Consider the following 23673-nt stretch of genomic DNA (forward strand, 5'->3'; position numbering starts at 1 on the left):
GGCTTACTTCTTGTTCTCGTCCATCAGGCCGGTGAACTTGTCGAACAGATAACCGATGTCGTGGGGACCGGGCGAGGCTTCCGGGTGGCCCTGGAAGCAGAACGCCGGCTTGTCGGTGCGGGCCAGGCCCTGCAGCGTGCCGTCGAACAGGCTCACGTGCGTGGCCCGCAGGTTCTTCGGCAACGTCTTCTCGTCGACCGCGAAGCCGTGGTTCTGGCTGGTGATTGACACGCGGCCGTTGTCCAGGTCCTTCACCGGGTGGTTCGCGCCGTGGTGGCCGAACTTCATCTTGAAGGTCTTGGCACCGGAAGCGAGCGCCAGGATCTGGTGACCCAGGCAGATGCCGAAGGTGGGGTACCCCTCTTCAACCAGCTCGCGCGTCGCGGCGATCGCGTAGTCGCAAGGTTCCGGATCACCGGGACCGTTGGAGAGGAACACGCCATCGGGCTTGAGCTTCTTCACCTCGGCCGCCGGCGTCTTCGCCGGCACCACGGTGACCTTGCAGCCGCGCTCGGCCAGCATGCGCAGGATGTTCTTCTTCACGCCGTAGTCGAAGGCGACCACGTGGTACTTCGGCTGGTCCAGCTGGCCATAGCCAGCGCCCAGTTTCCACTCGGTCTGCGCCCAGTCGTAGGGACGCTGGACGGAGACGTCCTTCGCCAGGTCCAGTCCGTTCATCGAGGGTGCCTTGCGCGCCTCGGCCACGGCCCTGTCGATGATCTCGGGCGTGACTTCCTGGCCCGCGCCCAGGGCGACGATGCAGCCGTTCTGGGCACCCTTGCTGCGCAGGTGCCGCGTGAGCTTGCGCGTGTCGATGTCGGCGATGCCGACGGTGTTCTCGCGCTGCAGGTACTGCGAGAGCGTCATGTCGGCGCGGAAACTGGAGGCGACCAGGGGCAGGTCGCGGATGATCAGCCCGGCGGCGTGGACCTTGGCGGCTTCGACGTCCTCGGCGTTCACCCCGTAGTTGCCGATGTGCGGGTACGTCAGGGTGACGATCTGCCGCTCATAGCTGGGGTCGGTGAGGATTTCCTGGTAGCCGGTGAGGGCCGTGTTGAACACGACCTCGCCGCTGGTGGAGCCGGTGGCTCCGATCGAAGTGCCGACAAAGACCGTGCCGTCTGCGAGCGCCAGGATGGCGGGGGGAAGGACTCCCTGTTGAGACAGAAGCACTGGGTTCTCCGAAAACGGTATCGGGTACGCCCAAACGCGGCCGGAAACTGCGGCTTCCGGTGTTGCTTTTGTTCAGGAGGAGGCTGTGGCGGCGCTAGGCGTACGGTTGCGGGAAAGCCCCCGATTATATCCCGCCGCGGTCGCGTTCCCTTCGAGAAGCGTGGGGCCGATCTGCCTCAGCCAGCCCGCGCCGCTGCACTGGCGTGCAGGCAGATCGCGGCGGCAGCGGCCACGTTGAGCGACTCCTCGCCACCGGGCTGCGCGATGCGCACGCGCTGCGCCGCGCGGGCCTCGATCGCGGCCGAGACTCCCTGCCCTTCGTGCCCCAGCACCCACGCGCAGGGCCATGGCAGCCTCGCGCGATGCAGGAACTCGCCGCCATGCGAGCTGGTGGCCAGCAGCGGCACGTGCAGGCCGTCGAGGACGGCGGGCTCGGCCGCATCGAACAGCGCCAGCCCGAAGTGCGCGCCCATGCCGGCGCGCATGACTTTCGGGGACCACAGCGCGGCCGTTCCCTTCAGGGCGACGACCTGCCGGAACCCGAACGCGGCGGCGCTGCGCAGGATCGCGCCCACGTTTCCGGCGTCCTGCACGCGATCGAGCACCACGGTGGCGGCATCGGGCGCGAGGGCGCCCACCTCGGGCACCGCAATCACGAAGCCCATGCGTGCGGGCGATTCCAGCGTGCTCAGGCTGGCGAACAGCGCGTCGTCCAGCACCAGCGTCGCCGGTGCGGGCAGCCTCTGCGCATCGGGGCAGGTCTCGGCATAGACCGAGGTCAGCGGCACGATGCCGCGGGACAGCGCCGCGCGGCAGAGATGGTCGCCTTCGAGCCAGATGCGGCCCTGCTTGCGCCAGGCGGTGTTGTCCTGCGCGAGCTGGCGCAAGGCCTTCAGCTGCGGGTTGGCGGCCGAGCGGATGACGGCCGCGGGCGCCGTCACAGCGGCGTGACCGTCACGCCGCCGCCGGGCGCCAGCGTCATCGTGGCGGCCACGGGCGCGAAGAAGCGGCGGTGGTGCCTGCACGCCCCGTGCGTGCGCAGCGCCTGCAGGTGCTCGGGCGTGCTGTAGCCCTTGTGGGCCGCGAACCCGTACTGCGGGAACTCGTCATGCAACTGCGTCAGCAGCCGGTCGCGATGCACCTTCGCGAGGATCGATGCAGCCGAGATGGACTTCACCTTGGCATCGCCGCCGACGATGGCCTCCGCCAGCACCTCGATGCGCGGCAGCGCGTTGCCGTCGACCAGCACCTTGGCCGGCTTCAGGCGCAGGCCCTCCACGGCGCGCTTCATCGCGAGCATGGTGGCGTGGTAGATGTTGAGCGTGTCGATCTCGTCGACCGTGGCCTCGGCCACCGAGCAGCACAGCGCCTTGTCCATGATCTGGTCGTACAGGCGCTCGCGCTGCAGCGGCGTGAGCTGCTTGGAATCGTTGAGCCCGCGGATCCGCTTGGTGTCATCGAGGATGACCGCGGCAGCGACCACCGGGCCGGCCAGCGGGCCGCGGCCCGCCTCGTCGACCCCGGCCATCAGGCCCAGCGGGTCCCAGGACAGGCGAGCCTGCTCACCCTTGGATAACTTTTTCGATGGCATCCGTCGCCAGCCTTGCCGTGTCGCGCCGCAACTGGTGGTGCAGCACCGCGAACCTCTCTTGAACGGCCGCCATTCTGGCAGGAGCATCGAGCCAATCCAACAGTGCCCGAGCGAGCGCCGAGGGGCTTGCGTCGTGCTGCAGCAACTCCGGCACGACGAACTCCTCGCACAGGATGTTCGGCAGGCCCACCCAGGGCTGCATCTGCTGGCGGCGCATCATGTGCCAGCTGATCGCGTTCATCTTGTAGGCGATCACCATCGGCCGCTTGAACAGCGCTGCCTCCAGCGTCGCGGTGCCGCTGGCGATGAGTGTCACGTCACAGGCTGCCAGCACCTCGTGCGAGCGGCCGTCGACGATGGCCAGGTGCTCGGCCAGGCCCGCGCGCCTCGCCGCGTCCTCGATGCGCGGCCGCAGCCTGGGAATCGCGGGCACGACGAAGCGCACGCGAGGTCGGCTCCTGCGCAGCAGCACCGCGGTCTCGAAGAACGTCTCCGCGAGCGCCTGCACCTCGGAGACGCGACTGCCGGGCAGGATGGCGATCACTTCCGCGTCCTGCGGAAGGCCGAGCGCCTGGCGCGCCGCCGCGCGATCCGGCTCCTGCGGGATCACGGCGGCGAGCGGGTGCCCCACGTAGGTGGCGGCGATGCCCCGCCCGCGCAGCAGGGCCGGCTCGAAGGGGAAGATGCACAGCACATGGTCGCAGGCGCGCTGGATCTTTTCGATGCGCTGCGGACGCCACGCCCAGATCGAGGGGCAGACGAAGTGCACCGTGCGGATCCCGGCTTCGCGCAGGTCGAGTTCCAGATCGAGGTTGAAGTCGGGCGCGTCGACACCGATGAAGGCCTGCGGCGGCTCGCGCAGCACGCGCGCCTTCAGCTGGCGGCGGATGCCGACGATCTCCCGGTAGTGCCGCAGCACCTCGACGTAGCCGCGCACGGCGAGCTTGTCGGAGGGCCACCAGGCCTGGAAGCCCTGCGCCGCCATCTGGACGCCGCCGATGCCCGCGGCCTGCAGCCCGGGCCAGCGCGCGCGCAGTCCGCCGAGCAGCAGGCCGGCCAGCAGGTCGCCGGACGCCTCGCCCGCGACCATCGAGAAGCGGGGCTCGGCGGCGGAGTCCACTAGCGCGCGATGCCGCGCGTGGCGGCGGCGAGGAAGTCGCCCATGAGCGCCACGTCCTGCCTGGCCTCGGGCATCGTCTCGGCGAGTTTCGCGATGGCGGCGCGGGCGTCGTCCAGCGTGCGGCCTTCGCGGTACAGCAGGCGGTGCATCTGCTTGACGGCCGCGATGCGCTCCGCGCTGAAGTCGCGCCGGCGCAGTCCCACGACATTGAAGCCGCGCACGGTCAACGGGTTGCCGTCGACCAGCATGAAGGGCGGCACGTCCTGCGACACCGCGCTCTGGAAGCCCAGCATCGCGTGGGCGCCGACCTTTACGAACTGGTGGATGCCCGTGAGGCCGCCGACGGTGACCCAGTCGCCCAGCTCCACGTGGCCGCCCAGCGTGCTGTTGTTCGCCAGGGTCGTGCGGTTGCCCACCACGCAGTCGTGCGCGATGTGGCTGTACGCCATGATCCAGTTGTCGTCGCCGATGCGCGTGACGCCCCTGTCCTGCACCGTGCCGACGTGCACCGTGACGAACTCGCGGATCGTGTTGCGGTCGCCGATCACGACCTCGGTCGGCTCGCCCTTGTACTTCTTGTCCTGGTTGGCCGCGCCGATGGAGGCGAACTGGAAGATGCGGTTGTCGCGTCCGATCGTGGTGTGACCTTCGATCACCGCGTGCGGGCCCACCGTGGTGCCGGCGCCGATGCGCACGTGCGGACCGATCACCGCGTACGGGCCGACCTGGACCGACGGATCGATCTGCGCCCCGCGCTCGACGATCGCGGTGGGATGGATCGCCATCGTCAGCCGACCGTCCGCATGGTGCACATCAGCTCGGCCTCGCAGGCGATCTCCTCGCCGACGCGGGCGACGCCCTTGAACTTGTAGATGCCGGCCTTGTTGCGCAGCACCTCGACGTCCATCACCAACTGGTCGCCCGGTTCCACGGGCCGCTTGAAGCGCGCGGCGTCGATGCCGGCGAAGTAGTAGACGGTCTTCTCGTCCGGGCTCACGCCCTGCGTGGCGAAGGACAGCAAGGCGGCGGTCTGTGCCATGGCTTCCAGCATCAGCACGCCGGGCATGACTGGGCGGTGCGGGAAGTGGCCGGTGAAGAACGGTTCGTTGATGGTGACGTTCTTGATCGCGCGGATGTTCTTGCCGAGCTCGACGTGCAGCACGCGGTCGACCAGGAGGATCGGGTACCGGTGCGGCAGCAGCTTCAGGATCTGGTGGATGTCGATCATTGGGGGGACTTTTTTTCGAGGGCCCGGACGCGTTCGCGCAGGGCGTGCAGCTGCTTGAGGGAGGCTGCGTTCTTCTCCCAGGTGGCATTGTCGTCGATGGGGAAGATGCCGGTGTAGTGGCCGGGGCGCGTGATGGATCGCGTGACCAGCGAGAACGACGAGATGTGCACGTGGTCCGCGATGGTCAGGTGCCCCAGGATGCCGGCGCTGCCGCCGATGGTGCAGTGTGCGCCGATGGTGGCGCTGCCGGCGATGCCCGCGCAGCCCGCGATGGCCGTGTGCCGGCCGATGCGAACGTTGTGGCCGACCTGGATCAGGTTGTCCAGCTTCACGCCATCCTCCAGCACCGTGTCGGCCAGGGCGCCGCGGTCGATGCAGGTGTTGGCGCCGATCTCGACGTCGTCGCCGATGCGCACCGCGCCCAGCTGTTCGATCTTCTCCCAGGCGCCCTGGTTGGGCGCGAAGCCGAAACCGTCGGCGCCGATCACCACGCCCGGATGCAGCACGCAGCGCGCACCGATGACGCAGCCCTCGCCCACGTGCACGCGCGCCTTCAGCACGGTACCGGCACCGATGCGCGCACCCCGCTCGACCACGCAGAGGGGGCCGATGCGCGCGCCGGCATCGACCTGCGCCTGCGAATCGACGACCGCGCTGGGATGGATGGCCGGACCGGCTGGCGCGGCCGTGCGCTGCTTCCACAGCTGCGTGACGCGCGCGAAATACAGGTAGGGGTCGGCGGCCACGATGGCCGCGCCGCGGGCCAGCGCCGCATCGCGCATGGCCGGGCCGACGATGACGCAGCCCGCCCTGGTGGTGGCCAGCTGCGAGCGGTAGCGCGGATTGCTCAGGAAGCTGAGCTGGCTGGCGGTGGCGGACTCGAGCGGTGCGAGGCCGTCGATGGGGAGGGCGCGATCCCCGTGGAGCTCGCCGCCGAGCGCATCGACCAGATCGCCCAGGCGCAGCTGCACCGCAGCCTCACTTGGCGGCGTTGAGCGCCTTGATCACCTTGTCGGTGATGTCGTGCTTGGGGTTGATGTAGACCGCTTCCTGCAGCACGAGGTCGTACTTTTCCTGCTCGGCCACCTGCTTGACGATGCGGTTGGCGCGCTCGAGGACCTGCTGGAGTTCCTCGTTCTTGCGCGCGGTGAGGTCTTCCTGGAATTCGCGGCGCTTGCGCTGGAACTCGCGATCCTGGTCGATCAGCTGCTTCTGGCGCTGCTGGCGCTGCGACTCCGACAGGGTTGGCGCCTCGCGCTCGAACTTGTCGGACATGGCCTTGAGCGAGTTGCCCAGGTCGTTGAGATCCTTCTCGCGCTTGGAGAACTCCTGCTCCAGCTTGGCTTGCGCCGCCTTGGCGCTGTTGGCTTCGCGGAACACGCGGTCGGTGTTGACGAAGCCCACGCGGAAGTCCTCCGCGAACGCGGGCATGGCCATCGCAAGCGACACCAGCAGGGCCCAGAGTGAAGGACGGCTCAGAGACTTCATTAGAAAGACGTTCCGATCTGGAATTGCAGACGCTGGATTCTATCGCCAGCGAATTTGCGGAAGGGCTGCGCGATCGCCAGCCGCAGCGGGCCGACCGGCGAGATCCAGGAGATGCCGACGCCCGCGGAGCCGCGCATGTCCTTGAAGCTCACCGGCTCCGAGCTGGCCCACACGTTGCCGAGGTCGGTGAAGCCGAACATGCGCAGCGTGCGGTCGTTGCCCGCACCCGGGAATGGCGTGAGGACCTCCGCGTTCAGCGTGACCTTGCGCGGACCGCCGACGATCGAGCCGGTGACGTCGCGCGGTCCAGCGTGCCGGGCTCGAAGCCGCGCACCGAACCGAGGCCGCCGGAATAGAAGTTCTTGAAGATCGGGTACGGGTAGCTGCCCAGTCCCGCCCCCCAGCCGAGTTCGCCGTTGAACGCGAACGTGAACTGCTTGGACAGCGGCACGAACTGCTGGTACTGGTAGTTGGCGCGCCAGTAGTGCGTGTCGCCGATCAGGCCCAGTTCGCCGTTGACGCGCTGCAGGCGGCCCGACGTGGGTGCCAGCACGCTGTCCCGGTTGTCGCGGCCCCAACCCAATGTGAACGGCAGCAAGTTGCTGGTGTAGCCCACCCGGTCCGCATACGCGAGGTAGTAGGCCGGGATGTTGGTGCCGGGCCGGATCTCAGTGCGCTCGGCGGTCATGCCGAAGAACACGGTGTCGAACTCGCTGAACGGCACGCCGAAGCGCAGGCCGGCGCCGGTGGTGGATAGCGAGTAGTTGCCGCCCTGCTGCTCGTACGGCTTGGAGCTGCGGTGGTACAGGTCGATGGTGCGCGAGATGCCGTCCTTGGTGAAGTACGGATCGGTGTTGCTGAACACCAGCGTCTTGTTGTACTTGCTGGTGTTGACCTCCACGCCCAGGTACTGGCCGGAGCCGAACGCGTTCTCCTGCTTGATCGAGAAGCCCAGCGCCAGCTTGTCGGCGCTGGAGAAGCCGGCCGACAGCTGCAGGCTGCCGGTGGGTTTCTCGACGACGGAGACGTTCAGGTCGACCTGGTCGGGTGCGCCCGGCACGTCGACGGTCTCGATGTTCACTTCCTTGAAGAAGCCCAGGCGGTCGACGCGGTCGCGCGAGAGCTTGATCTTGTCGCCGTCGTACCAGCCGGCCTCGAACTGGCGGAACTCGCGCCGCACCACTTCGTCGCGCGTGCGGTTGTTGCCGGCGATGTTGACGCGGCGCACGTAGGCGCGGCGCGAAGGGTCGGCCACCAGCGTGAGCGCGACGCGGTTGTTGGCGCGGTCGATCTCGGGCCGGGCCTCGACCTGCGCGAACGCGTAGCCGAAGCTGCCGAAGTAGTCGACGAAGGCCTTGGTGGTCTCGGTCACGCGGTCGGCGTTGTAGGCCTCGCCGGGCTGGATCTTCACGAGCGACTTGAACTCGTCCTCCTTGCCCAGGTAGTTGCCTTCAAGCTTGATACCGGTGACCACGAAGCGCTCGCCCTCGGTGACATTCACCGTGATCGTGATGTCCTGCTTGTCCGGCGAGATCGACACCTGCGTGGAATCGACGCGGAACTCCAGGTAGCCGCGGCTCAGGTAGTACGAGCGCAGCGTCTCCAGGTCGGCATTGAGCTTGGCGCGCGAGTAGCGATCGCTCTTGGTGTACCAGGAGAGCAGGCCGCCGGTGTCCAGGTCGAACAGCTTCCTCAGCGTGCTCTCGCTGAACGCCTTGTTGCCGACGATGCGGATGTCCTTGATGCGGGCCGGTTCGCCTTCGGTGACGGTGAACGTGAGGTTGACCCGGTTGCGCTCGACCGGCGTGACGGTGGTCACCACCTCGGCGCCGTACAGGCTCTTGTTGATGTACTGGCGGCGCAGTTCCTGCTCGGCGCGGTCGGCCAGCGACTGGTCGTAGGGGCGGCCTTCGGCCAGGCCCACGTCGCGCAGCGCCTTCTTCAGGGAGTCCTTGTCGAATTCGCGCGTGCCGGAGAAGTCGACCTCGGCGATCGTGGGCCGCTCCTCCACGACGACCACCAGCACGTCGTTCTGGACCTCGAGGCGCACGTCCTTGAACAGGCCCAGCCCGAACAGCGCGCGGATGGCGGCAAGGCCTTTCTCGTCGTTGTACTGGTCGCCGACCCGGAACGGCAGCGACGCGAACACGGTGCCCGGCTCGACACGCTGGAGGCCCTCGATCCGGATGTCCCGCACGGTGAAGGGATCCACCGCCCACGCATTGAGCGCGAAAGCCGCCGCCGCCATGCCCGCCACGGTGCGTGCGCGCATGCGCAAGAACTGTTTTTTCATCGAATCCAGGAGGTCCCCGCTCGCCCGGGGATGGCTGCGGCGAATGCCGTTGTTGTCGCTAACCGAAGAGACGCGTCACGTCGTTGAACAGGGCGATGGTCATCATCGCCAGCAGCACCGCCACTCCGCCGCGCTGCAATCTTTCCATCCATGCATCCGAGACACTGCGCCCCGTCACCGCCTCCCAAAGATAATACATCAGGTGTCCACCGTCCAAGACGGGCAGCGGCAGCAGGTTCAGCACCCCGAGGCTCACGCTGATCATGGCCAGGAACACCAGGTACTGCACCAGTCCCATGCTGGCCGACTTGCCCGCGTAATCGGCGATCGTGAGTGGTCCGCTCAGGTTCTTCAGCGAGGCCTGGCCGATCACCATCCGGCCCATCATCCGCACCGTCAGCAGCGACACGTCCCAGGTCTTCACGACCGCGCGCCGCAGGCCCTCGATCGGGCCGTGGCGCACTTCCACCAGCTCGGGCGGCGAGCCCACGTACGCACCCACGCGGCCGATGCTGCGGCCGTTGTCGGCCAGCGTGTCCGGCTTCACCGCGAGGTCCAGCGTGCGGCCCTCGCGCTCGACGCGCCAGGTGGCTTCGGCGCCGCCGTGCGAGCGGATCCATTCACGCAGCTGCTGGCCGTCGACGATGGACGTGTCGCCCACGCGGACGACAACGTCGCCCTTGCGCAGCCCGGCGCGGTCGGCCGCGCTGCCGACCACCACGTCGCCGAGCACCGGACGCGTCAGCGGCCCCAGGATGCCGATGCGCCGGAACAGGGAGGCGTCCGCCTCGCTGGGCCGCAGCTGCGCGAGCGGCAACGCCAGCTGGTGCGCATTGCGGCGGCCATCGTCGACCACCTCCAGCCGCACGTCGCGGCCATCGAGTGCGCCACGCGTGAGCAGCCAGCGCACGTCCTCGAACGACTTCACCGGCGCAAGGTCCTCGTCGTCGAACCCTGCGCGCAGCACGCGCTCGCCGCCCGTGATGCCGGCGCGCTCGGCCACCGAGCCGGGCACAGGCGATGCCAGCACGGGGCTGGGCTCCTGCACGCCCCACCAGCCCACGGCCGCATACAGCAGCACCGCCAGCAGCAGGTTGGCCAGCGGGCCGGCCGCGACGATCGCAGCGCGCGACCGCAGCGGCTGCGTGTTGAAGGCCCGGTGCCGCTCGCCCGCCGGCACGGGAGCCTCGCGCTCGTCGAGCATGCGCACGAAGCCGCCAAGCGGGAACATGCCGATCACGAACTCGGTGTCCTGACCGGGCCGCTGCCGGCGCGGCTTCCACGTGAACAGGGTCTTGCCGAAGCCGACCGAGAACCGCAGCACCTTCACGTTGCAGGCCACGGCCACGCGGTAGTGGCCCCACTCGTGCACCGCCACCAGCAGGCCGATGGCGACGATGAAAGCGACGATGGTGAGCATGCGAGTCCTCCTGGGCTCAGCCGAGCCGGACGATGCGTTCGCGGGCCGCCTGCCTTGCGCGCGCGTCGAGCGCCAGCAGGTCGGCCAGCGCTTCAGGCTTGGAGGGCACGACGGCCTCCAAAGTTGCAAGGTTCACGGCATGGATCTGGTCGAAGCGGATCCGGCGCTCCAGGAAGGCCGCGACCGCTTCCTCGTTGGCCGCGTTCAGGACCGCGGTGGTCCCCGCCGGGGCACGCAGCGCGTCCCAGGCCAGCTGCAGGCCCGGGAAGCGCTCGCGGTGGCCGCGGGTGTCCAGCGATTCGAAGGTCATGTCGGCCAGGCTGGCGAAGTCCAGTGCCGCCGCGCCCGATTCGATGCGTTCCGGCCAGGCGAGCCCGTAGGCAATCGGCACCCGCATGTCGGGCGTGCCCAGTTGCGCGACCACCGAATGGTCGCGGTACTGGACCATCGAGTGCACCACGCTCTGCGGATGGATGACCACCTCCAGGCGCTCGGGTGCCAGGCCGAAGAGGTAGCGCGCCTCGATCACCTCCAGCGCCTTGTTCATCATCGTCGCCGAGTCGACCGAGATCTTGCGGCCCATCACCCAGTTCGGGTGCGCGCAGGCCTGCTCCGGCGTCACCTCTCGCAGGCTGGCAGGCGAACGCTCACGGAACGGCCCCCCGAAGCGGTGAGGATGATCTTGTCGACCCGCGCGGGCCAACTGGCCGCATCCTCGGGCAGCGACTGGAAGATCGCCGAATGCTCGCTGTCGATCGGCAGCATGCGCGCGCCACCGGCTCGCACGGCGGCGAGGAACAGCTCGCCACCGACCACGAGCGCTTCCTTGTTGGCCAGCAGCAGGCGCTTGCCTGCACGCGCCGCGGCAAGGCACGACGACAGGCCGGCGGCGCCGACGATGGCGGCCATCACGGTGTCCACGTCCTCCCCCGACACCGCCTCGTCGAGGGCGCCGTTGCCGGCCAGCACGCGCGTGGGCAGGCCTTCGGCGCGCACGCGATCGGCCAGCTCGCGCGCTGCCGCGGCGTCGGCCATCACGGCCACGCGGGGACGGAAAGCGGCGCACTGCGCCAGCAGGGGCTCGACGCGGGAGCCGCCGCTCAGGACGGCGACGTCGAAGCGTTCGGGATGGCGCGCGATGACGTCGAGCGTGTTCGCACCGATCGAGCCGGTGGACCCGAGGACCGCGACACGCTGCTTCATGGCGTGGCCAGCGACGCCAGCATCATGGCCAGCGGCAGCGTGGGCAGCAGCGCGTCGACGCGATCGAGCACGCCACCATGCCCTGGCAGCAGGTTGCTGGAATCCTTGGCACCGGCACTGCGCTTCACGAGCGACTCCACGAGATCGCCGACCACGCTCATCGCGGCCAGGAACACGCAGCCCGCGACGACCAGCCACCACCCAACCGACGCCAGGCGGCTGTACAGGCTGGGCACGACGGCGTCCCACTGCCGGTCTCCGGCGATCCACCCCAGGGCGAGCAGCAGCACGCCCAGCATGCCGCCCCACACGCCCTCCCAGCTCTTGCCCGGGCTGATGGCCGGCGCGAGCTTGTTGCGCGTGAACTTGAGGCCGAACGCGCGGCCGGCGAAGTAGGCCCCGATGTCGGCCACCCAGACCAGCACTAGGACCGACAGCAGGAAATTGACGCCGGCCACCCGGGCTTGCGCGATCGCAAGCCACGCGAGCCAGAGCGCGGCGACGCCACCGGCAAGACGCAGCCGCCGCGGGATCGTCGGCCAGCCGCGCACGCCGAGCCGCAGCAGAAGCGCGCCGGCGAGCACCCAGGCGCCACCGACGAGGATCCAGAGGATCGGCAGCGGCCGATGGGTCCATCCGAGGGCCCAGGTGACGGCACAAGCCGCCACGCACAGCGCACCCAGCGACACGGCGGCGACAGGACGGCAGTTGTTCAGGCGCGCAAACTCCCAGGCCGAGGCGCCGACCAGCACGAGGGCAATGAGGATCAGGGGTTCCGGGCTGCGCCAGAACAGCGCCGGCAACAGGATGGCCAGCAGCACGACGGCCGTGATCACGCGCTGCTTGAGCATGGTGGGGCCGGAAGCTTGGCGGCGCCGGCTCAGGCGACCTTCTTGGTCGCCGGCTGCACCTGCTGCGAGGTCTTGCCGAAGCGCCGTTCCCGCTGCGCATAGTCGGCAATGGCCGCGTCGAGCGCCGCGGCGTCGAACTCGGGCCAGAGCTTGTCGCTGAAGTACAGCTCCGAGTACGCCGCCTGCCAGAGCAGGAAGTTGCTGATCCGCTTCTCGCCGCCGGTGCGGATCAGGAGGTCGGGATCCGGCTGCGGGGCCAGCGACATGGCGCGGTCCAGGCTCTGCTCGGTGATCGGCTCGCCGCGCGCGGCGAGCTTGGCCGCAGCCTGGGCGATGTCCCAGCGGCCGCCGTAGTTGAAGCAGATGTTGAACACCAGCCGCGTGTTCGCCGCCGTGGCGGCCTCGGCCTGCACCAGGCCGTTGCGCACCTTGTCGGACAGGGCCGAGCGGTCGCCGATGAACTGGATGCGCACACCCTCGGACTTCAGGTGCGGCACCTCGCGCGACAGCGCCACCGCCAGCAGTTCCATGAGCCCGGAGACTTCCTCCGGCGGCCGGTTCCAGTTCTCGGACGAGAACGCGAACACGGTCAGGATCTTCACGCCGCGCTCGCCGCAGTGGCGCACGCAGGCCCGCAGCGCGTCGACGCCCTTCTTGTGGCCGGCCACGCGCGGCAGGTAGCGCCGGGTGGCCCAACGCCCATTGCCATCCATGACGATGGCGATGTGGTGCGGGATGCTGGACACGGCGGGCGTCGGTGAAGCCTGGAACATCGCCACCATCAGACCGCCATGATCTCCTGCTCCTTGCCCTCGACCATCCGGTCGATCTCGGCGATGTGCCGGTCGGTGACCTTCTGGATGTCGGCCTCCGAGCGCTTCTGGTCATCCTCCGAGGCCTGCTTGTCCTTGACCAGCTTCTTCACGTGCTCGTTGGCGTCGCGGCGCAGGTTGCGCACGGCGATCTTGGCGGCCTCGCCCTCGTGGCGCACCAGCTTGGTCATCTCCTTGCGGCGCTCCTCGCTCATGGGCGGCATCGGCACGCGGATCAGGTCGCCCATCGATGCCGGATTCAGGCCCAGGTCGCTCTCGCGGATGGCCTTCTCGATCTTGGCGCCCATGCCCTTTTCCCAGGGCTGGACGCTGATGGTGCGCGCATCGAGCAGCGACACGTTGGCCACCTGGCTGATGGGCATCATCGAGCCGTAGTAGTCGACCTGCACCGCATCGAGCAGCGCCGGGTTGGCTCGGCCGGTGCGGATCTTGGTGAGGTTGTTCTTGAAGGCGGCGATGGACTGGTCCATCTTGCCTTCCATGGTCTTCTTGATGTCGGCGATCGTCATCGTCTCTGCTCCTCGTCGGGCTCAGGCGTACACCAGGGTGCCCTCGTCCTCGCCCATCACCACGCGCTTGAGCGCGCCGTGCTTGATGATCGAGAACACCTTGATCGGCAGCTTCTGGTCGCGGCACAGCGCGAACGCGGTGGCGTCCATGATGCCGAGGTTCTGCGCCATGGCGTCGTCGAACGTGATCTTGCCGTAGCGCGTGGCCTTCGGGTCCTTCTTGGGGTCGGCCGAGTACACGCCGTCGACCTTGGTCGCCTTGAGCACCAGCTCGGCGCCGATCTCGGCCCCGCGCAGCGCGGCGGCGGTGTCCGTCGTGAAGAAGGGGTTGCCGGTGCCCGCGGCGAAGATCACGACCTTGCCCTCTTCCAGGTACTGCAGCGCCTTCGGCCGCACGTACGGCTCGACCACCTGCTCGATGGCGATGGCCGACATCACCCGCGCGATGAGGCCCTGCTTGTTCATGGTGTCGGCCAGTGCCAGCGCGTTCATCACGGTGGCCAGCATGCCCATGTAGTCGGCCGTGGCGCGGTCCATGCCGACCGAGCCGCCGGCGACCCCGCGGAAGATGTTGCCGCCGCCGATCACGACGGCGACCTGGACGCCGCTGTGCACGACGTCGGCGATCTCCTCGACCATCCGCACGATGGTGCCGCGGTTGATGCCGAACGCGTCGTCGCCCATCAGCGCCTCGCCGGACAGCTTGAGCAGGATGCGCTTGTGGGCAGGCGACGCGGACGGCATTGCGGAGGGCTCCAGGGGTTGACGGAACTGATCGAGTTTAGCGGGACCGCCCTCCCCGGGGATCACCCGGGGGTGCGACGGCAGGGCGTCAGGCGCCCTTGGCGGCGGCGACCTGCGCGGCCACTTCGGCGGCGAAGTCGTCGACCTTCTTCTCGATGCCCTCGCCGACCACGTACAGGGTGAAGCCCTTCACGGTGGTGCCGGCGGCCTTGAGCATCTGCTCCACGGTCTGCTTGTCGTTCTTCACGAAGGGCTGGTTGAACAGCGAGACCTCCTTGAGGTACTTCTGCACGCCGCCTTCGATGCGCTTGTTCACGATCTCGTCGGACTGCACCGGCTTGCCGGCGGCTTCCGCGGCCTTGCGGTCCTCGGCGGCCTTGCCGATGGCGACCGCGCGTTCCTTCTCGATCAGTTCCTTGGGCACGTCGGCGCTGGTCAGCGCCACCGGCTTCATCGCCGCCACGTGCATGGCCACGTCCTTGGCCGCCGTGTCGTCGCCTTCGTACGCGACCACCACGCCGATGCGCGTGCCGTGCAGGTACGCGGCCAGCTTGTTGCTGCCCGAGAAGCGCTTGAAGCGGCGGAAGCTCATGTTCTCGCCGATCTTGCCGATCAGGCCCTTGCGCACGTCCTCCAGGGTCGGGCCGAAGCCGTCCTGGCTGTAGGGCAGCGCGCCCAGCGCGGCCACGTCGGCCGGGTTGCTCTTGGCCACCAGGTCCGCGGCGGCCTTGGCCAGCGCGATGAAGCTGTCGTTCTTGGTGACGAAGTCGGTCTCGCAGTTGACCTCGATCAGCGCACCCGTGGTGCCCTGGATGCTGGCGGCCACCACGCCTTCGGCGGTGATGCGGGCCGCGGCCTTGCCGGCCTTGTTGCCGAGCTTGACGCGCAGCAGCTCCTCGGCCTTGTCCATGTTGCCGTCGGCCTCGGTAAGCGCCTTCTTGCACTCCATCATCGGGGCGTCGGTCTTGGCGCGCAGTTCGGCGACCATGCTTGCGGTGATTGCTGCCATGTCAGTTTCCTTTCGGGGAGGAATTCGCGGGATTCGGGGACGGCCCGGGCACGTGCCCGGGGCGTGAGCGGACGGTAAAGGGGCTCGAGAGCCCCTTGGGTCAAGGCCGGTGGGCGATCAGGCGCCGGCGCCTTCCTCGACCTCGACGAACTCGTCGCTGCCTTCCTTGACGGCGCGGGCGACGTCATTGACGGCGTTGGCACGGCCTTCCAGCACGGCGTCGGCGATGCCGCGGGCGTACAGCGTCACGGCCTTGGCCGAGTCATCGTTGCCGGGGATGACGTAGTCGATGCCCTCGGGCGAATGGTTGGAGTCGACCACGCCCACCAGCGGGATGCCCAGCTTCTTGGCCTCGGACACGGCGATCTTGTGGAAGCCCACGTCGATCACGAAGATGGCGTCGGGCAGGCTGTTCATGTCCTGGATGCCGCCGATGTCCTTCTCGAGCTTGTCCATCTCGCGCTGGAACATCAGCTGTTCCTTCTTGCTCATCGACTCGAGGCCGGCTTCCTGCTGGGCCTTCATGTCCTTGAGGCGCTTGATCGAGGTCTTCACCGTCTTGAAGTTGGTGAGCATGCCGCCCAGCCAGCGCTGGTCGACGAAGGGCACGCCGGCGCGGCGGGCCTCGGTGGCGACGATCTCGCGAGCCTGGCGCTTCGTGCCCACCATGAGGATGGTGCCGCGGTTGGCCGACAGCTGCTTCACGAACTTCGTCGCGTCCTGGAACATCGGCAGCGACTTTTCCAGGTTGATGATGTGGATCTTGTTGCGATGGCCGAAGATGAACGGGGCCATCTTGGGGTTCCAGAAGCGGGTCTGGTGTCCGAAATGGACGCCGGCTTCCAGCATTTCGCGCATGGAGACTGCCATGAGAATTTCCTGAGGTTGGGTCTAAAATCCGCGCCGAAATCACGAGGCCCGGAAGGGCCGCCGCGACACCTGGATGGAACGGATTCGCGATTTGTCTTGCCGGTCAGGCCCCACGTGCGCCATGCGCGCAAGGCTCGGCAAAACCCAGAGATTCTAGCACGAACCCCTCTCCGTTCCCCTCGATGAACGACCTCTGCGCCACCCGCGACCTGCTGCTGCACGGCCGTACCGACCCCCGCGCCGAACTCGAGCGCGCCCTCGACGCCGCCCGCTCTGCGGCCAATGCACACACCTTCCTGGGCCTCGCGCCCGAGCGGGCGCTGCGCGAAGCGACCGCGCCCGGCGCGAAGACATTGCCATTGGCCGGTCTGCCCGTCTCGATCAAGGACCTGTTCGACATCGCCGGCGAGACCACGGCGGCAGGCTCCGCCGTGCTGGCCGACGCGCCGCCGGCACGGGCCGACAGCACGGCCGTGGCGCGGCTGCGTGCGGCCGGGGCCTCGCTCATCGGGCGGACCAACATGAGCGAGTTCGCGTTCTCCGGCGTCGGCGTCAATCCGCACCACGGCACGCCCGCGAACCCGGCCGATCCGGCGACTCCCCGCATCCCGGGTGGCTCGTCCTCGGGCGCGGCAGTCTCTGTCGCCACCGGGGCCGCGTTCATCGGGCTCGGCTCCGACACCGGCGGCTCCATCCGCATCCCGGCCGCGCTGTGCGGCATCGTCGGCTTCAAGAACACCGCGCGCCTCACACCGCTCGAAGGCGCGCTGCCGCTGTCCACCACGCTCGACACCGTCTGCGCGATGACGCACTCGGTGCGCGACGCCATCGTCGCGCACGAAGTGCTCGCCGCGCGCAAGGTCGCCCTGCGCGGCAAGCCGCTGAAGCAGGCCCGCTTTGCCGTCGCTCGCACGCAGATGCTCGACGGGCTCGAGCCTGCGGTGGCACAGGCGTTCGAAGCGGCCGTGGGCACGCTGCGCGACGCGGGCGCGCAAGTCGAGGAGATTGCGCTCGATGCCATCTCGGACCTCGGCACGATCCAGTCCACCGGCGGCTTCTCGGCCGCCGAGAGCTTCGCCTGGCATCGCCAGCTGCTGGCCGCCAAGGGCGACGGCTACGACCCCCGCGTGCGCTTTCGCATCGAACGAGGTGCGACCATGAAGGCCTGGGAGTACATCGACCTGGTGCGCGCCCGCGCCGACTGGATGGCCCGCGTCGCCGTGGCCATCGACCGCTTCGATGCCGTCTTGTCGCCCACCGTGCCGATCACCGCGCCTGCCATCGCCGACGTCGCGCCCGGTGCCGAGCGCGACGAAGCCTTCTTCCGCGTCAACGCCCTCCTGCTGCGCAACACCAGCGTGGTCAACATGCTGGACGGCTGCGCGATCTCCCTGCCCTGCCACGTTCCCGGCCAGCTGCCGGTCGGCCTGATGCTGTGGCACGGCGCCATGCACGACGACGCGCTGCTCGACATCTCGCTGGCGGCCGAAGCAGCCCTGAACGCCGCGCGGGCCGCATGACGCGCATCGCCACGGGGAGCCACCCGCGTTGAGAGTCGCCGTCATCGGCGCCGGGATCGTCGGCGTCACCACTGCGTATGAGCTGGCCGCCGACGGGCACGAGGTCACCGTGTTCGAGCGCCACGGCTCGGTCGCGGAGGAAACCAGCTTCGCCAACGCCGGCCTGGTGGCGCCGGGCTACGTCACGCCCTGGGCAGCACCCGGAATGCAGTCCAAGGTGCTGCGCAACCTCATGAGCCGGCACACGCCTGTCCGCATCTCGTGGCCGCTGAGCGCCGCCGAGATGGGCTGGATCATGCAGTGGCGCCGCGCATGCGAGCCGGCCACCTTCCGTGCCAACCGCGAGCGCATGCAGCGCCTGGCGTTCTACAGCCGCGAGCGGCTGCACTGGCTCACCGACTCGTTGCAGCTCGAATACGACCGCAGCCGCGGCTACCTCGTGCTGCTGCGATCCGAGAAGGACCATCGCCTGGTGCAGCCCGGCCTCGAGGTGCTGCGCGATGCGGGCGTGGCCTTCCACGAGATCGACGCCGCCACGGCGCGCGCGGTCGAGCCCGCCTTGAATCCGGACACGCCGTTTCTCGGCGCGGTGCATTTGCCCGACGATGAGGCCGCGAATTGCCGCCAGTTCGCCATCCTGCTCAAGCGCGCAGCGGCCGAGGCCGGGGCGCACTTCGAGTTCAACACCAGCGTGGAGCCGCTCAACCCGGCCTCGCCGGCCGCCCTGGTCGTGCGCAGGGGCGACGAGGCGCCACGCCAGCAGGCCTTCCACGCAGTGGTGGTCTGCGGCGGCATGGCGTCGACGCAGCTGCTGCGTCCGCTGGGCTTGCGGGTGCCGCTCGCGCCGGTCTGGGGCTACTCGATCAGCGCACCGATCCGCGAGCCGCTCAATGCACCGCGCAGCGCGCTGATGGACGAGCGCTACAAGGTCGCCGTCACCCGCCTCGGCCGGCGCGTGCGAGTGGCCGGCAGCGCGGAGCTCGGCGGCGATCCGCTGCGCAAGCGCAAGGCCTCGATCCAGACCCTCTACAAGGTGCTGCACGACTGGTTCCCCGGCGCCGTGCAGCTGTCCGACACCTGTACCGGCGTGCAGGAGTGGAAGGGCGCGCGGCCCATGCTGCCCGACGGCCCGCCGGTGCTCGGCGCCTCGGGCATCCCAGGGGTCTGGGTGAACCTCGGACATGGCTCCAGCGGCTGGGCCCTCGCCTGCGGCAGCGCGCGCGTCGTCGCCGACCTCATGTCCGGCCACGCGCCGCTGCTGGACATCGAGGGCCTGGGCATGGAACGCCTGCTCGCCTGAGCCGCACAATCGCGGCATGCATGCGGGCCGCATCCAGCCAGTCACGGGCGACCGCGCCTGGCCGCTCTTCGACGTGGCAACCACCCGTGCCATCGAGCGCGCGGCCGCCGCGGCGCTGCCACCGCACGCGCTGATGCAGCGCGCCGGCCTGGCTGCGTCGCGACTCGCTCTGGCCATTGCGCCCCATGCGCGTACCGTGTGGATCGCCTGCGGTCCGGGCAACAACGGCGGCGACGGCCTCGAGGCGGCCCTGCTCCTGCAGCGCTGGGGCAAGTCCGTCACGCTCACGCTCGAGGGGGATCCTGCGGCACTGCCAGCGGATGCGGCGGCCGCATGGGCTCGTTGCACGCAGGCGGGGCTGACCGTGTCGACCCAGCCGCCCACGCGGTGGGACCTGTGCATCGACGCGCTGCTGGGCATCGGCAGCGCACGCCCGCTGCAAGGCGCGATGGCGACGATGGCCACCCGCATGCAGGCGAGCGAGGCGCCGGTGCTCGCCATCGATGTCCCCAGCGGACTCGCCGCGGACACCGGCGCCGCCAAGGGCGTGCGCGCCACGCACACGCTGGCCCTGCTCACGCTCAAGCCGGGGCTCTTCACGGCGTCCGGCCGCGATGCGTCGGGCCAGGTCTGGTTCGACGACCTGGGCGTGGCGCCATCGCACGCCCCCGCGGCCTGGCTGGCCGGCCCGCCGCCGATGCAGCCGCGCGCCCACGCGTCGCACAAGGGCAGCTACGGCGACGTGGCCGTGCTGGGCGGCGCGCCCGGCATGTCAGGCGCCGCCGTGCTCGCCGCGAGCGGCGCCCTGCATGCAGGTGCCGGCCGTGTGTTCCTGTGCCCGCTCGATCCGTCCGCGCCCGCGCTGGTAGCGGGCCAGCCCGAGCTGATGGTGCGGGACTGGCGCGCATTGCCTCTGGAGAACCTGGTCGTTGCATGCGGGTGCGGCGGGGGCGATGCAGTCGCAGCTGTCCTGCCCGACGTCCTGCCACGCAGCGGCGCTCTGGTGCTGGACGCGGACGGCCTGAATGCGATCGCGGCGGATGCCGCGCTCCAGGCCGCTCTGCAGCAGCGCGGCGAGCGCGCGTTGCCGACCGTGCTCACGCCGCATCCGCTCGAAGCAGCACGGCTGCTGGGCACGACGACACCGCAGGTGCAGGCCGACAGGATCGACGCGGCGCGTGCACTGGCCGATCACTTCGGCTGCGCGGTGGTGCTGAAAGGATCGGGGTCGGTCGTGGCCGCACCCGGCGAGGTGCCACGCCTCAATCCGACCGGCAATGCGCGGCTTGCCACCGGCGGCACGGGCGACGTGCTGGCCGGGTTCACCGCAGCCTTGCTGGCAGGGGGAAGCGGTGCGTTCGCCGCTGCATGCGCCGCGGTGCATCGCCACGGCATGCTGGCGGACCGCTGGCCCGCCCACCTGCCACTCACCGCGGGCGCGCTGGCCAGGGCCTGGAGCGCCAACCCGGCCGAAGCGCCTCGCTAGCCGCGGCCCACGAACGGCATCTTGGTGGCCATCACCGTGTGGAACAGCACGTTGGCCTCCAGAGGCAGGTTGGCCATGTACAGCACCGACTGGCCAACGATGTTCACGTCCATCAGCGGTTCCACCGCGATCTCGCCGTTGGCCTGCGGCACGCCCTTGCCCATCCGCGCGGCCAGCTCGGTGAGCGCATTGCCGATGTCGATCTGGCCAACGGCGATGTCGTGCTTGCGGCCGTCCAGCGACGCGGTCTTGGTGAGGCCCGAGACCGCATGCTTGGTGGCCGTGTAGGCGATCGACATCGGGCGCGGCGCGTGCGCGGAGATCGAGCCGTTGTTGATGATGCGGCCGCCCTGCGGCGACTGTGCCTTCATCACGCGGAATGCCTCACGGAGCGCATAGAACATGCCGTTCAGGTTGGTGTCCACCACCGCCTTCCACTTGTCCAGCGGCAGTTCGTCGATCGGCACCGCGGGTGCGCCGATGCCGGCGTTGTTGAACAGGAGGTCGACGCGGCCCCACTTCTGCACCGTCGCATCGAACAGCGCCTTCACCGACGCCGGATCCGTCACGTCGGTCGGCACGGCCAGCCCCCGGTCACCCGCTTTCGATTCGGCGATGACGGCCTGCAGCGCGTCCTGGCGGCGGCCCGCGATGGCAACGCGCCAGCCGTCCGCCAGCAGCGCCAGCGCGGCGGCCTTGCCCACGCCCGAACCGCCGCCGGTGACGATGGCCACGCGGCCTTGTGTCTTGTCCATGCTTGTCTCCTCGTTGATTGCCGTGCCGGCGCGTCAGCGCCGGCCCTTGCGCGCCGACCGCTTGGCAGCCGACGCCTTCTTCACCGCCGCCTGCAGCGACTGCACCGCGCCGCGCTCGCCCTTGGCGGACTTGCGGGTGCGCTTGGCCGTGGCGCCGCTGGCTCCACCGGCCGCGCCCTTGTCCCGCATCGCACGCGTTTCGAGGTCGTCGCCCTCGCGCACCAGGCGGAAGTCGATGCGGCGCCCATCGAGGTCCACGCGGCTGACCTGCACCCGCACCCGCGTGCCGATCGCGTAGCGGATTCCGGTGCGCTCGCCGCGCAGTTCCTGCCGCGCCTCGTCGAACTTGAAGTACTCGCCGCCCAGCTCGGTGATGTGCACCAGGCCCTCGACGTACAGCGCGTCCAGCGTGACGAAGATGCCGAACGTGGTGGCCGCGCTGACCACGCCGCCGTATTCCTCCCCGAGGTGCTCGCGCATGTACTTGCACTTCAGCCATGCCTCGACGTCGCGGCTGGCCTCGTCGGCGCGGCGCTCGTTCGCGCTGCAATGCAGGCCCGCGGCCTCCCAGGCCTGGATCTCCTTGCTGGGCGGCGCGGCCGGCTTGCGCAGCTTCTGCGTCGGCGCCGCCACGCGGCTGGCCAGCCGGCGCGCCAGCTTCTCGTGCGCCTCGCCAGGCGTCGGCAGCACCGGCAGCGTGTAGTGCGTGTGCGTGAGGATCGCCTTGATCACGCGGTGCACCAGCAGGTCCGGATAGCGCCGGATCGGGCTGGTGAAGTGCGTGTACGCGTCGTAGGCCAGGCCGAAGTGGCCGCTGTTGATCGGCGTGTAGATCGCCTGCTGCATGGACCGCAGCAGCATGGTGTGGATCTGCTGCGCGTCGGGCCGCTCCTTCACCGCCTCGGCGATCTTCTGGAACTCGATCGGCATCGGGTCGTCGCTGATGGAGAGACCCACGCCCATGGCCTTGAGGTAGTTGCGCAGGATCTCCTTCTTCTCCGGCGTCGGGCCCTCGTGCACGCGGTACAGGCCCGGGTGCTTGCCCTGCTGGATGAAGTCGGCCGTGCACACGTTGGCCGCGAGCATCGCCTCCTCGATCAGCCGGTGCGCGTCGTTGCGGGTGCGCGGCACGATCTTCTCGATGCGGCCGTTCTCGTCGCACACGATCTGCGTCTCGGTGGTCTCGAAGTCCACCGCGCCGCGCATCTGCCGCGCCTTCAGCAGTGCGCGGTAGACGTCGTGCAGGTTCATCAGGTCGCCCACGCGCTCCTTGCGGCGCTGCGCCTCGGGGCCGCGCGTGTTGGCGAGGATGGCCGCGACTTCGGTGTACGTGAAGCGCGCATGGCTCCACATCACCGCCGGATAGAACTGGTAGGCCTGGATCTCGCCGTTGGCGGTGATCAGCATGTCGCAGACCATGCACAGGCGATCGACCTCGGGGTTCAGCGAGCACAGGCCGTTGGACAGCTTCTCCGGCAGCATCGGGATCACGCGGCGCGGGAAGTACACGCTGGTGGCGCGGTCGTAGGCGTCGATGTCGATCGCGCTGCCGGTCTCCACGTAGTGGCTCACGTCGGCGATGGCCACCAGCAGGCGCCAGCCCTTGCCGCGGCCCACCTTGGCCGGCTCGCAGTACACGGCGTCGTCGAAGTCGCGCGCATCCTCGCCGTCGATGGTGACCAGGGGGACGTCGGTGAGGTCGACCCGGTTCTTGCGGTCGGCCGGCCGCACCTTGTCGGGCAGCATGCGGGCCATCGCGATGCACGGTTCGGAGAACTCGTGCGGCACGCCGTACTTGCGCACCGCGATCTCGATCTCCATGCCGGGATCGTCGATCTCGCCCAGCACTTCCTTGATGCGGCCCACCGGCTGGCCATAGAGGCTGGGCGGCTCGGTGAGTTCGACCACCACGACCTGGCCCGGCTTGGCCGTGCCCGTCGCGCCCTTCGGAATGAGCACGTCCTGGCCATAGCGCTTGTCCTCGGGCGCCACCAGCCACACGTTGCTCTCGTGCAGCAGGCGGCCGATGATCGGCTGCGCCGGGCGCTCGATGATCTCCACCACGCGGCCCTCGGGCCGGCCCTTGCGGTCATGCCGGACGATGCGCGCGCGCACGCGGTCCTTGTGCAGCACCGCGCGCATTTCGTTGGGAGGCAGGTAGAGATCGGTCTCGCCGTCGTCGCGGACAACGTAGCCGTGTCCATCGCGATGGCCCTGGATCACGCCCTCGATTTCATCGAGGAGTCCGGTCGCGCGTTGTTCTGTATTTTTGATGCTAGA

20 protein-coding genes and 2 pseudogenes are annotated in these 23673 nt (G+C 69.3%); 3 read left to right on the forward strand and 19 right to left on the reverse strand.

Going from position 1 to position 23673, the window contains the following annotated elements; genetic code table 11:
• Positions 1-3 precede the first annotated feature (3 nt).
• The 17 genes and pseudogenes from carA to rpsB form a co-directional block, all read right to left on the reverse strand.
• Positions 4-1173, reverse strand: coding sequence for a glutamine-hydrolyzing carbamoyl-phosphate synthase small subunit (gene carA / locus ACPWT1_RS17950; RefSeq protein WP_427912500.1), 1170 nt, complete (start codon positions 1171-1173; stop codon positions 4-6).
• Positions 1174-1349: 176 nt separating this feature from the next.
• Positions 1350-2114, reverse strand: a complete 765-nt coding sequence (locus ACPWT1_RS17955) for a TrmH family RNA methyltransferase (protein WP_427912501.1) — start codon at positions 2112-2114, stop codon at positions 1350-1352.
• A complete protein-coding gene (rnhB, locus tag ACPWT1_RS17960) occupies positions 2111-2764 on the reverse strand; it encodes a ribonuclease HII (protein WP_427912502.1) in 654 nt (217 codons plus the stop codon). The genes ACPWT1_RS17955 and rnhB overlap by 4 nt, the downstream gene beginning before the upstream one ends.
• Positions 2736-3854: a lipid-A-disaccharide synthase gene (gene lpxB / locus ACPWT1_RS17965; protein ID WP_427915586.1), complete on the reverse strand. Its 1119-nt coding sequence runs from the start codon at positions 3852-3854 to the stop codon at positions 2736-2738. The genes rnhB and lpxB overlap by 29 nt, the downstream gene beginning before the upstream one ends.
• A 29-nt stretch (positions 3855-3883) precedes the next feature.
• Positions 3884-4669, reverse strand: coding sequence for an acyl-ACP--UDP-N-acetylglucosamine O-acyltransferase (gene lpxA / locus ACPWT1_RS17970; protein WP_427912503.1), 786 nt, complete (start codon positions 4667-4669; stop codon positions 3884-3886).
• A 2-nt stretch (positions 4670-4671) separates the two neighbouring features.
• Positions 4672-5112, reverse strand: coding sequence for a 3-hydroxyacyl-ACP dehydratase FabZ (fabZ, locus tag ACPWT1_RS17975; RefSeq protein ID WP_427912504.1), 441 nt, complete (start codon positions 5110-5112; stop codon positions 4672-4674).
• The gene (gene lpxD / locus ACPWT1_RS17980; RefSeq protein WP_427912505.1) at positions 5109-6083 is read right to left on the reverse strand and encodes a UDP-3-O-(3-hydroxymyristoyl)glucosamine N-acyltransferase; all 975 of its coding nucleotides are present in this window, start codon (positions 6081-6083) and stop codon (positions 5109-5111) included. The genes fabZ and lpxD overlap by 4 nt, the downstream gene beginning before the upstream one ends.
• A gap of 7 nt (positions 6084-6090) precedes the next feature.
• Positions 6091-6600: an OmpH family outer membrane protein gene (locus ACPWT1_RS17985; RefSeq protein ID WP_427912506.1), complete on the reverse strand. Its 510-nt coding sequence runs from the start codon at positions 6598-6600 to the stop codon at positions 6091-6093.
• Positions 6600-8893: pseudogene (bamA, locus tag ACPWT1_RS17990) on the reverse strand (outer membrane protein assembly factor BamA). The gene ACPWT1_RS17985 and the pseudogene bamA overlap by 1 nt, the downstream one beginning before the upstream one ends.
• 58 nt (positions 8894-8951) lie before the next feature.
• On the reverse strand, positions 8952-10313 hold the full coding sequence (gene rseP / locus ACPWT1_RS17995) for an RIP metalloprotease RseP (RefSeq protein ID WP_427912507.1): 1362 nt from the start codon (positions 10311-10313) through the stop codon (positions 8952-8954).
• Between the two features lie 16 nt (positions 10314-10329).
• Positions 10330-11516 (reverse strand): annotated as a pseudogene (locus ACPWT1_RS18000) (1-deoxy-D-xylulose-5-phosphate reductoisomerase).
• Positions 11513-12367 (reverse strand): phosphatidate cytidylyltransferase, encoded by an 855-nt coding sequence (locus tag ACPWT1_RS18005; protein ID WP_427912508.1) that lies wholly within the window; start codon positions 12365-12367, stop codon positions 11513-11515. The pseudogene ACPWT1_RS18000 and the gene ACPWT1_RS18005 overlap by 4 nt, the downstream one beginning before the upstream one ends.
• 29 nt (positions 12368-12396) lie before the next feature.
• Complete coding sequence (uppS, locus tag ACPWT1_RS18010; RefSeq protein WP_427912509.1) at positions 12397-13149, reverse strand: polyprenyl diphosphate synthase; 753 nt, start codon at positions 13147-13149, stop codon at positions 12397-12399.
• Positions 13149-13709 carry a ribosome recycling factor gene (gene frr / locus ACPWT1_RS18015; RefSeq protein ID WP_427912510.1) on the reverse strand — a complete coding sequence of 187 codons (561 nt, stop codon included), beginning with the start codon at positions 13707-13709 and terminating at the stop codon, positions 13149-13151. The genes uppS and frr overlap by 1 nt, the downstream gene beginning before the upstream one ends.
• A gap of 21 nt (positions 13710-13730) precedes the next feature.
• Positions 13731-14453: a UMP kinase gene (gene pyrH, locus ACPWT1_RS18020; protein WP_427912511.1), complete on the reverse strand. Its 723-nt coding sequence runs from the start codon at positions 14451-14453 to the stop codon at positions 13731-13733.
• Positions 14454-14541: 88 nt separating this feature from the next.
• Positions 14542-15462 (reverse strand): translation elongation factor Ts, encoded by a 921-nt coding sequence (tsf, locus tag ACPWT1_RS18025; protein WP_427912512.1) that lies wholly within the window; start codon positions 15460-15462, stop codon positions 14542-14544.
• A 117-nt stretch (positions 15463-15579) separates the two neighbouring features.
• Positions 15580-16332: a 30S ribosomal protein S2 gene (rpsB, locus tag ACPWT1_RS18030; RefSeq protein ID WP_427912513.1), complete on the reverse strand. Its 753-nt coding sequence runs from the start codon at positions 16330-16332 to the stop codon at positions 15580-15582.
• 182 nt (positions 16333-16514) lie between these two features.
• On the opposite strand from rpsB, the gene ACPWT1_RS18035 reads away from it, so the two are divergent.
• Genes ACPWT1_RS18035 through ACPWT1_RS18045 form a run of 3 tightly spaced genes read left to right on the forward strand, consistent with a single transcriptional unit; the run spans position 16515 to position 20638 of the window.
• Positions 16515-17852: an amidase gene (locus tag ACPWT1_RS18035; protein WP_427912514.1), complete on the forward strand. Its 1338-nt coding sequence runs from the start codon at positions 16515-16517 to the stop codon at positions 17850-17852.
• A gap of 28 nt (positions 17853-17880) precedes the next feature.
• Complete coding sequence (locus ACPWT1_RS18040) at positions 17881-19152, forward strand: D-amino acid dehydrogenase (RefSeq protein ID WP_427912515.1); 1272 nt, start codon at positions 17881-17883, stop codon at positions 19150-19152.
• 16 nt (positions 19153-19168) lie between these two features.
• Positions 19169-20638: an NAD(P)H-hydrate dehydratase gene (locus ACPWT1_RS18045; protein WP_427912516.1), complete on the forward strand. Its 1470-nt coding sequence runs from the start codon at positions 19169-19171 to the stop codon at positions 20636-20638.
• On the opposite strand, the gene ACPWT1_RS18050 is transcribed toward ACPWT1_RS18045, so the two are convergent.
• Together ACPWT1_RS18050 and rnr are read right to left on the reverse strand one after the other, a co-directional pair.
• Complete coding sequence (locus ACPWT1_RS18050) at positions 20635-21393, reverse strand: SDR family oxidoreductase (RefSeq protein WP_427912517.1); 759 nt, start codon at positions 21391-21393, stop codon at positions 20635-20637. The two genes, ACPWT1_RS18045 and ACPWT1_RS18050, sit on opposite strands and share 4 nt — an antisense overlap.
• Before the next feature lie 33 nt (positions 21394-21426).
• Positions 21427-23667 (reverse strand): ribonuclease R, encoded by a 2241-nt coding sequence (gene rnr / locus ACPWT1_RS18055; protein ID WP_427915587.1) that lies wholly within the window; start codon positions 23665-23667, stop codon positions 21427-21429.
• Positions 23668-23673 lie beyond the last annotated feature (6 nt).

It is taken from the genome of Ramlibacter sp. MMS24-I3-19 (assembly GCF_050320135.1).
Classification (GTDB): Bacteria; Pseudomonadota; Gammaproteobacteria; order Burkholderiales; family Burkholderiaceae_C; genus Ramlibacter.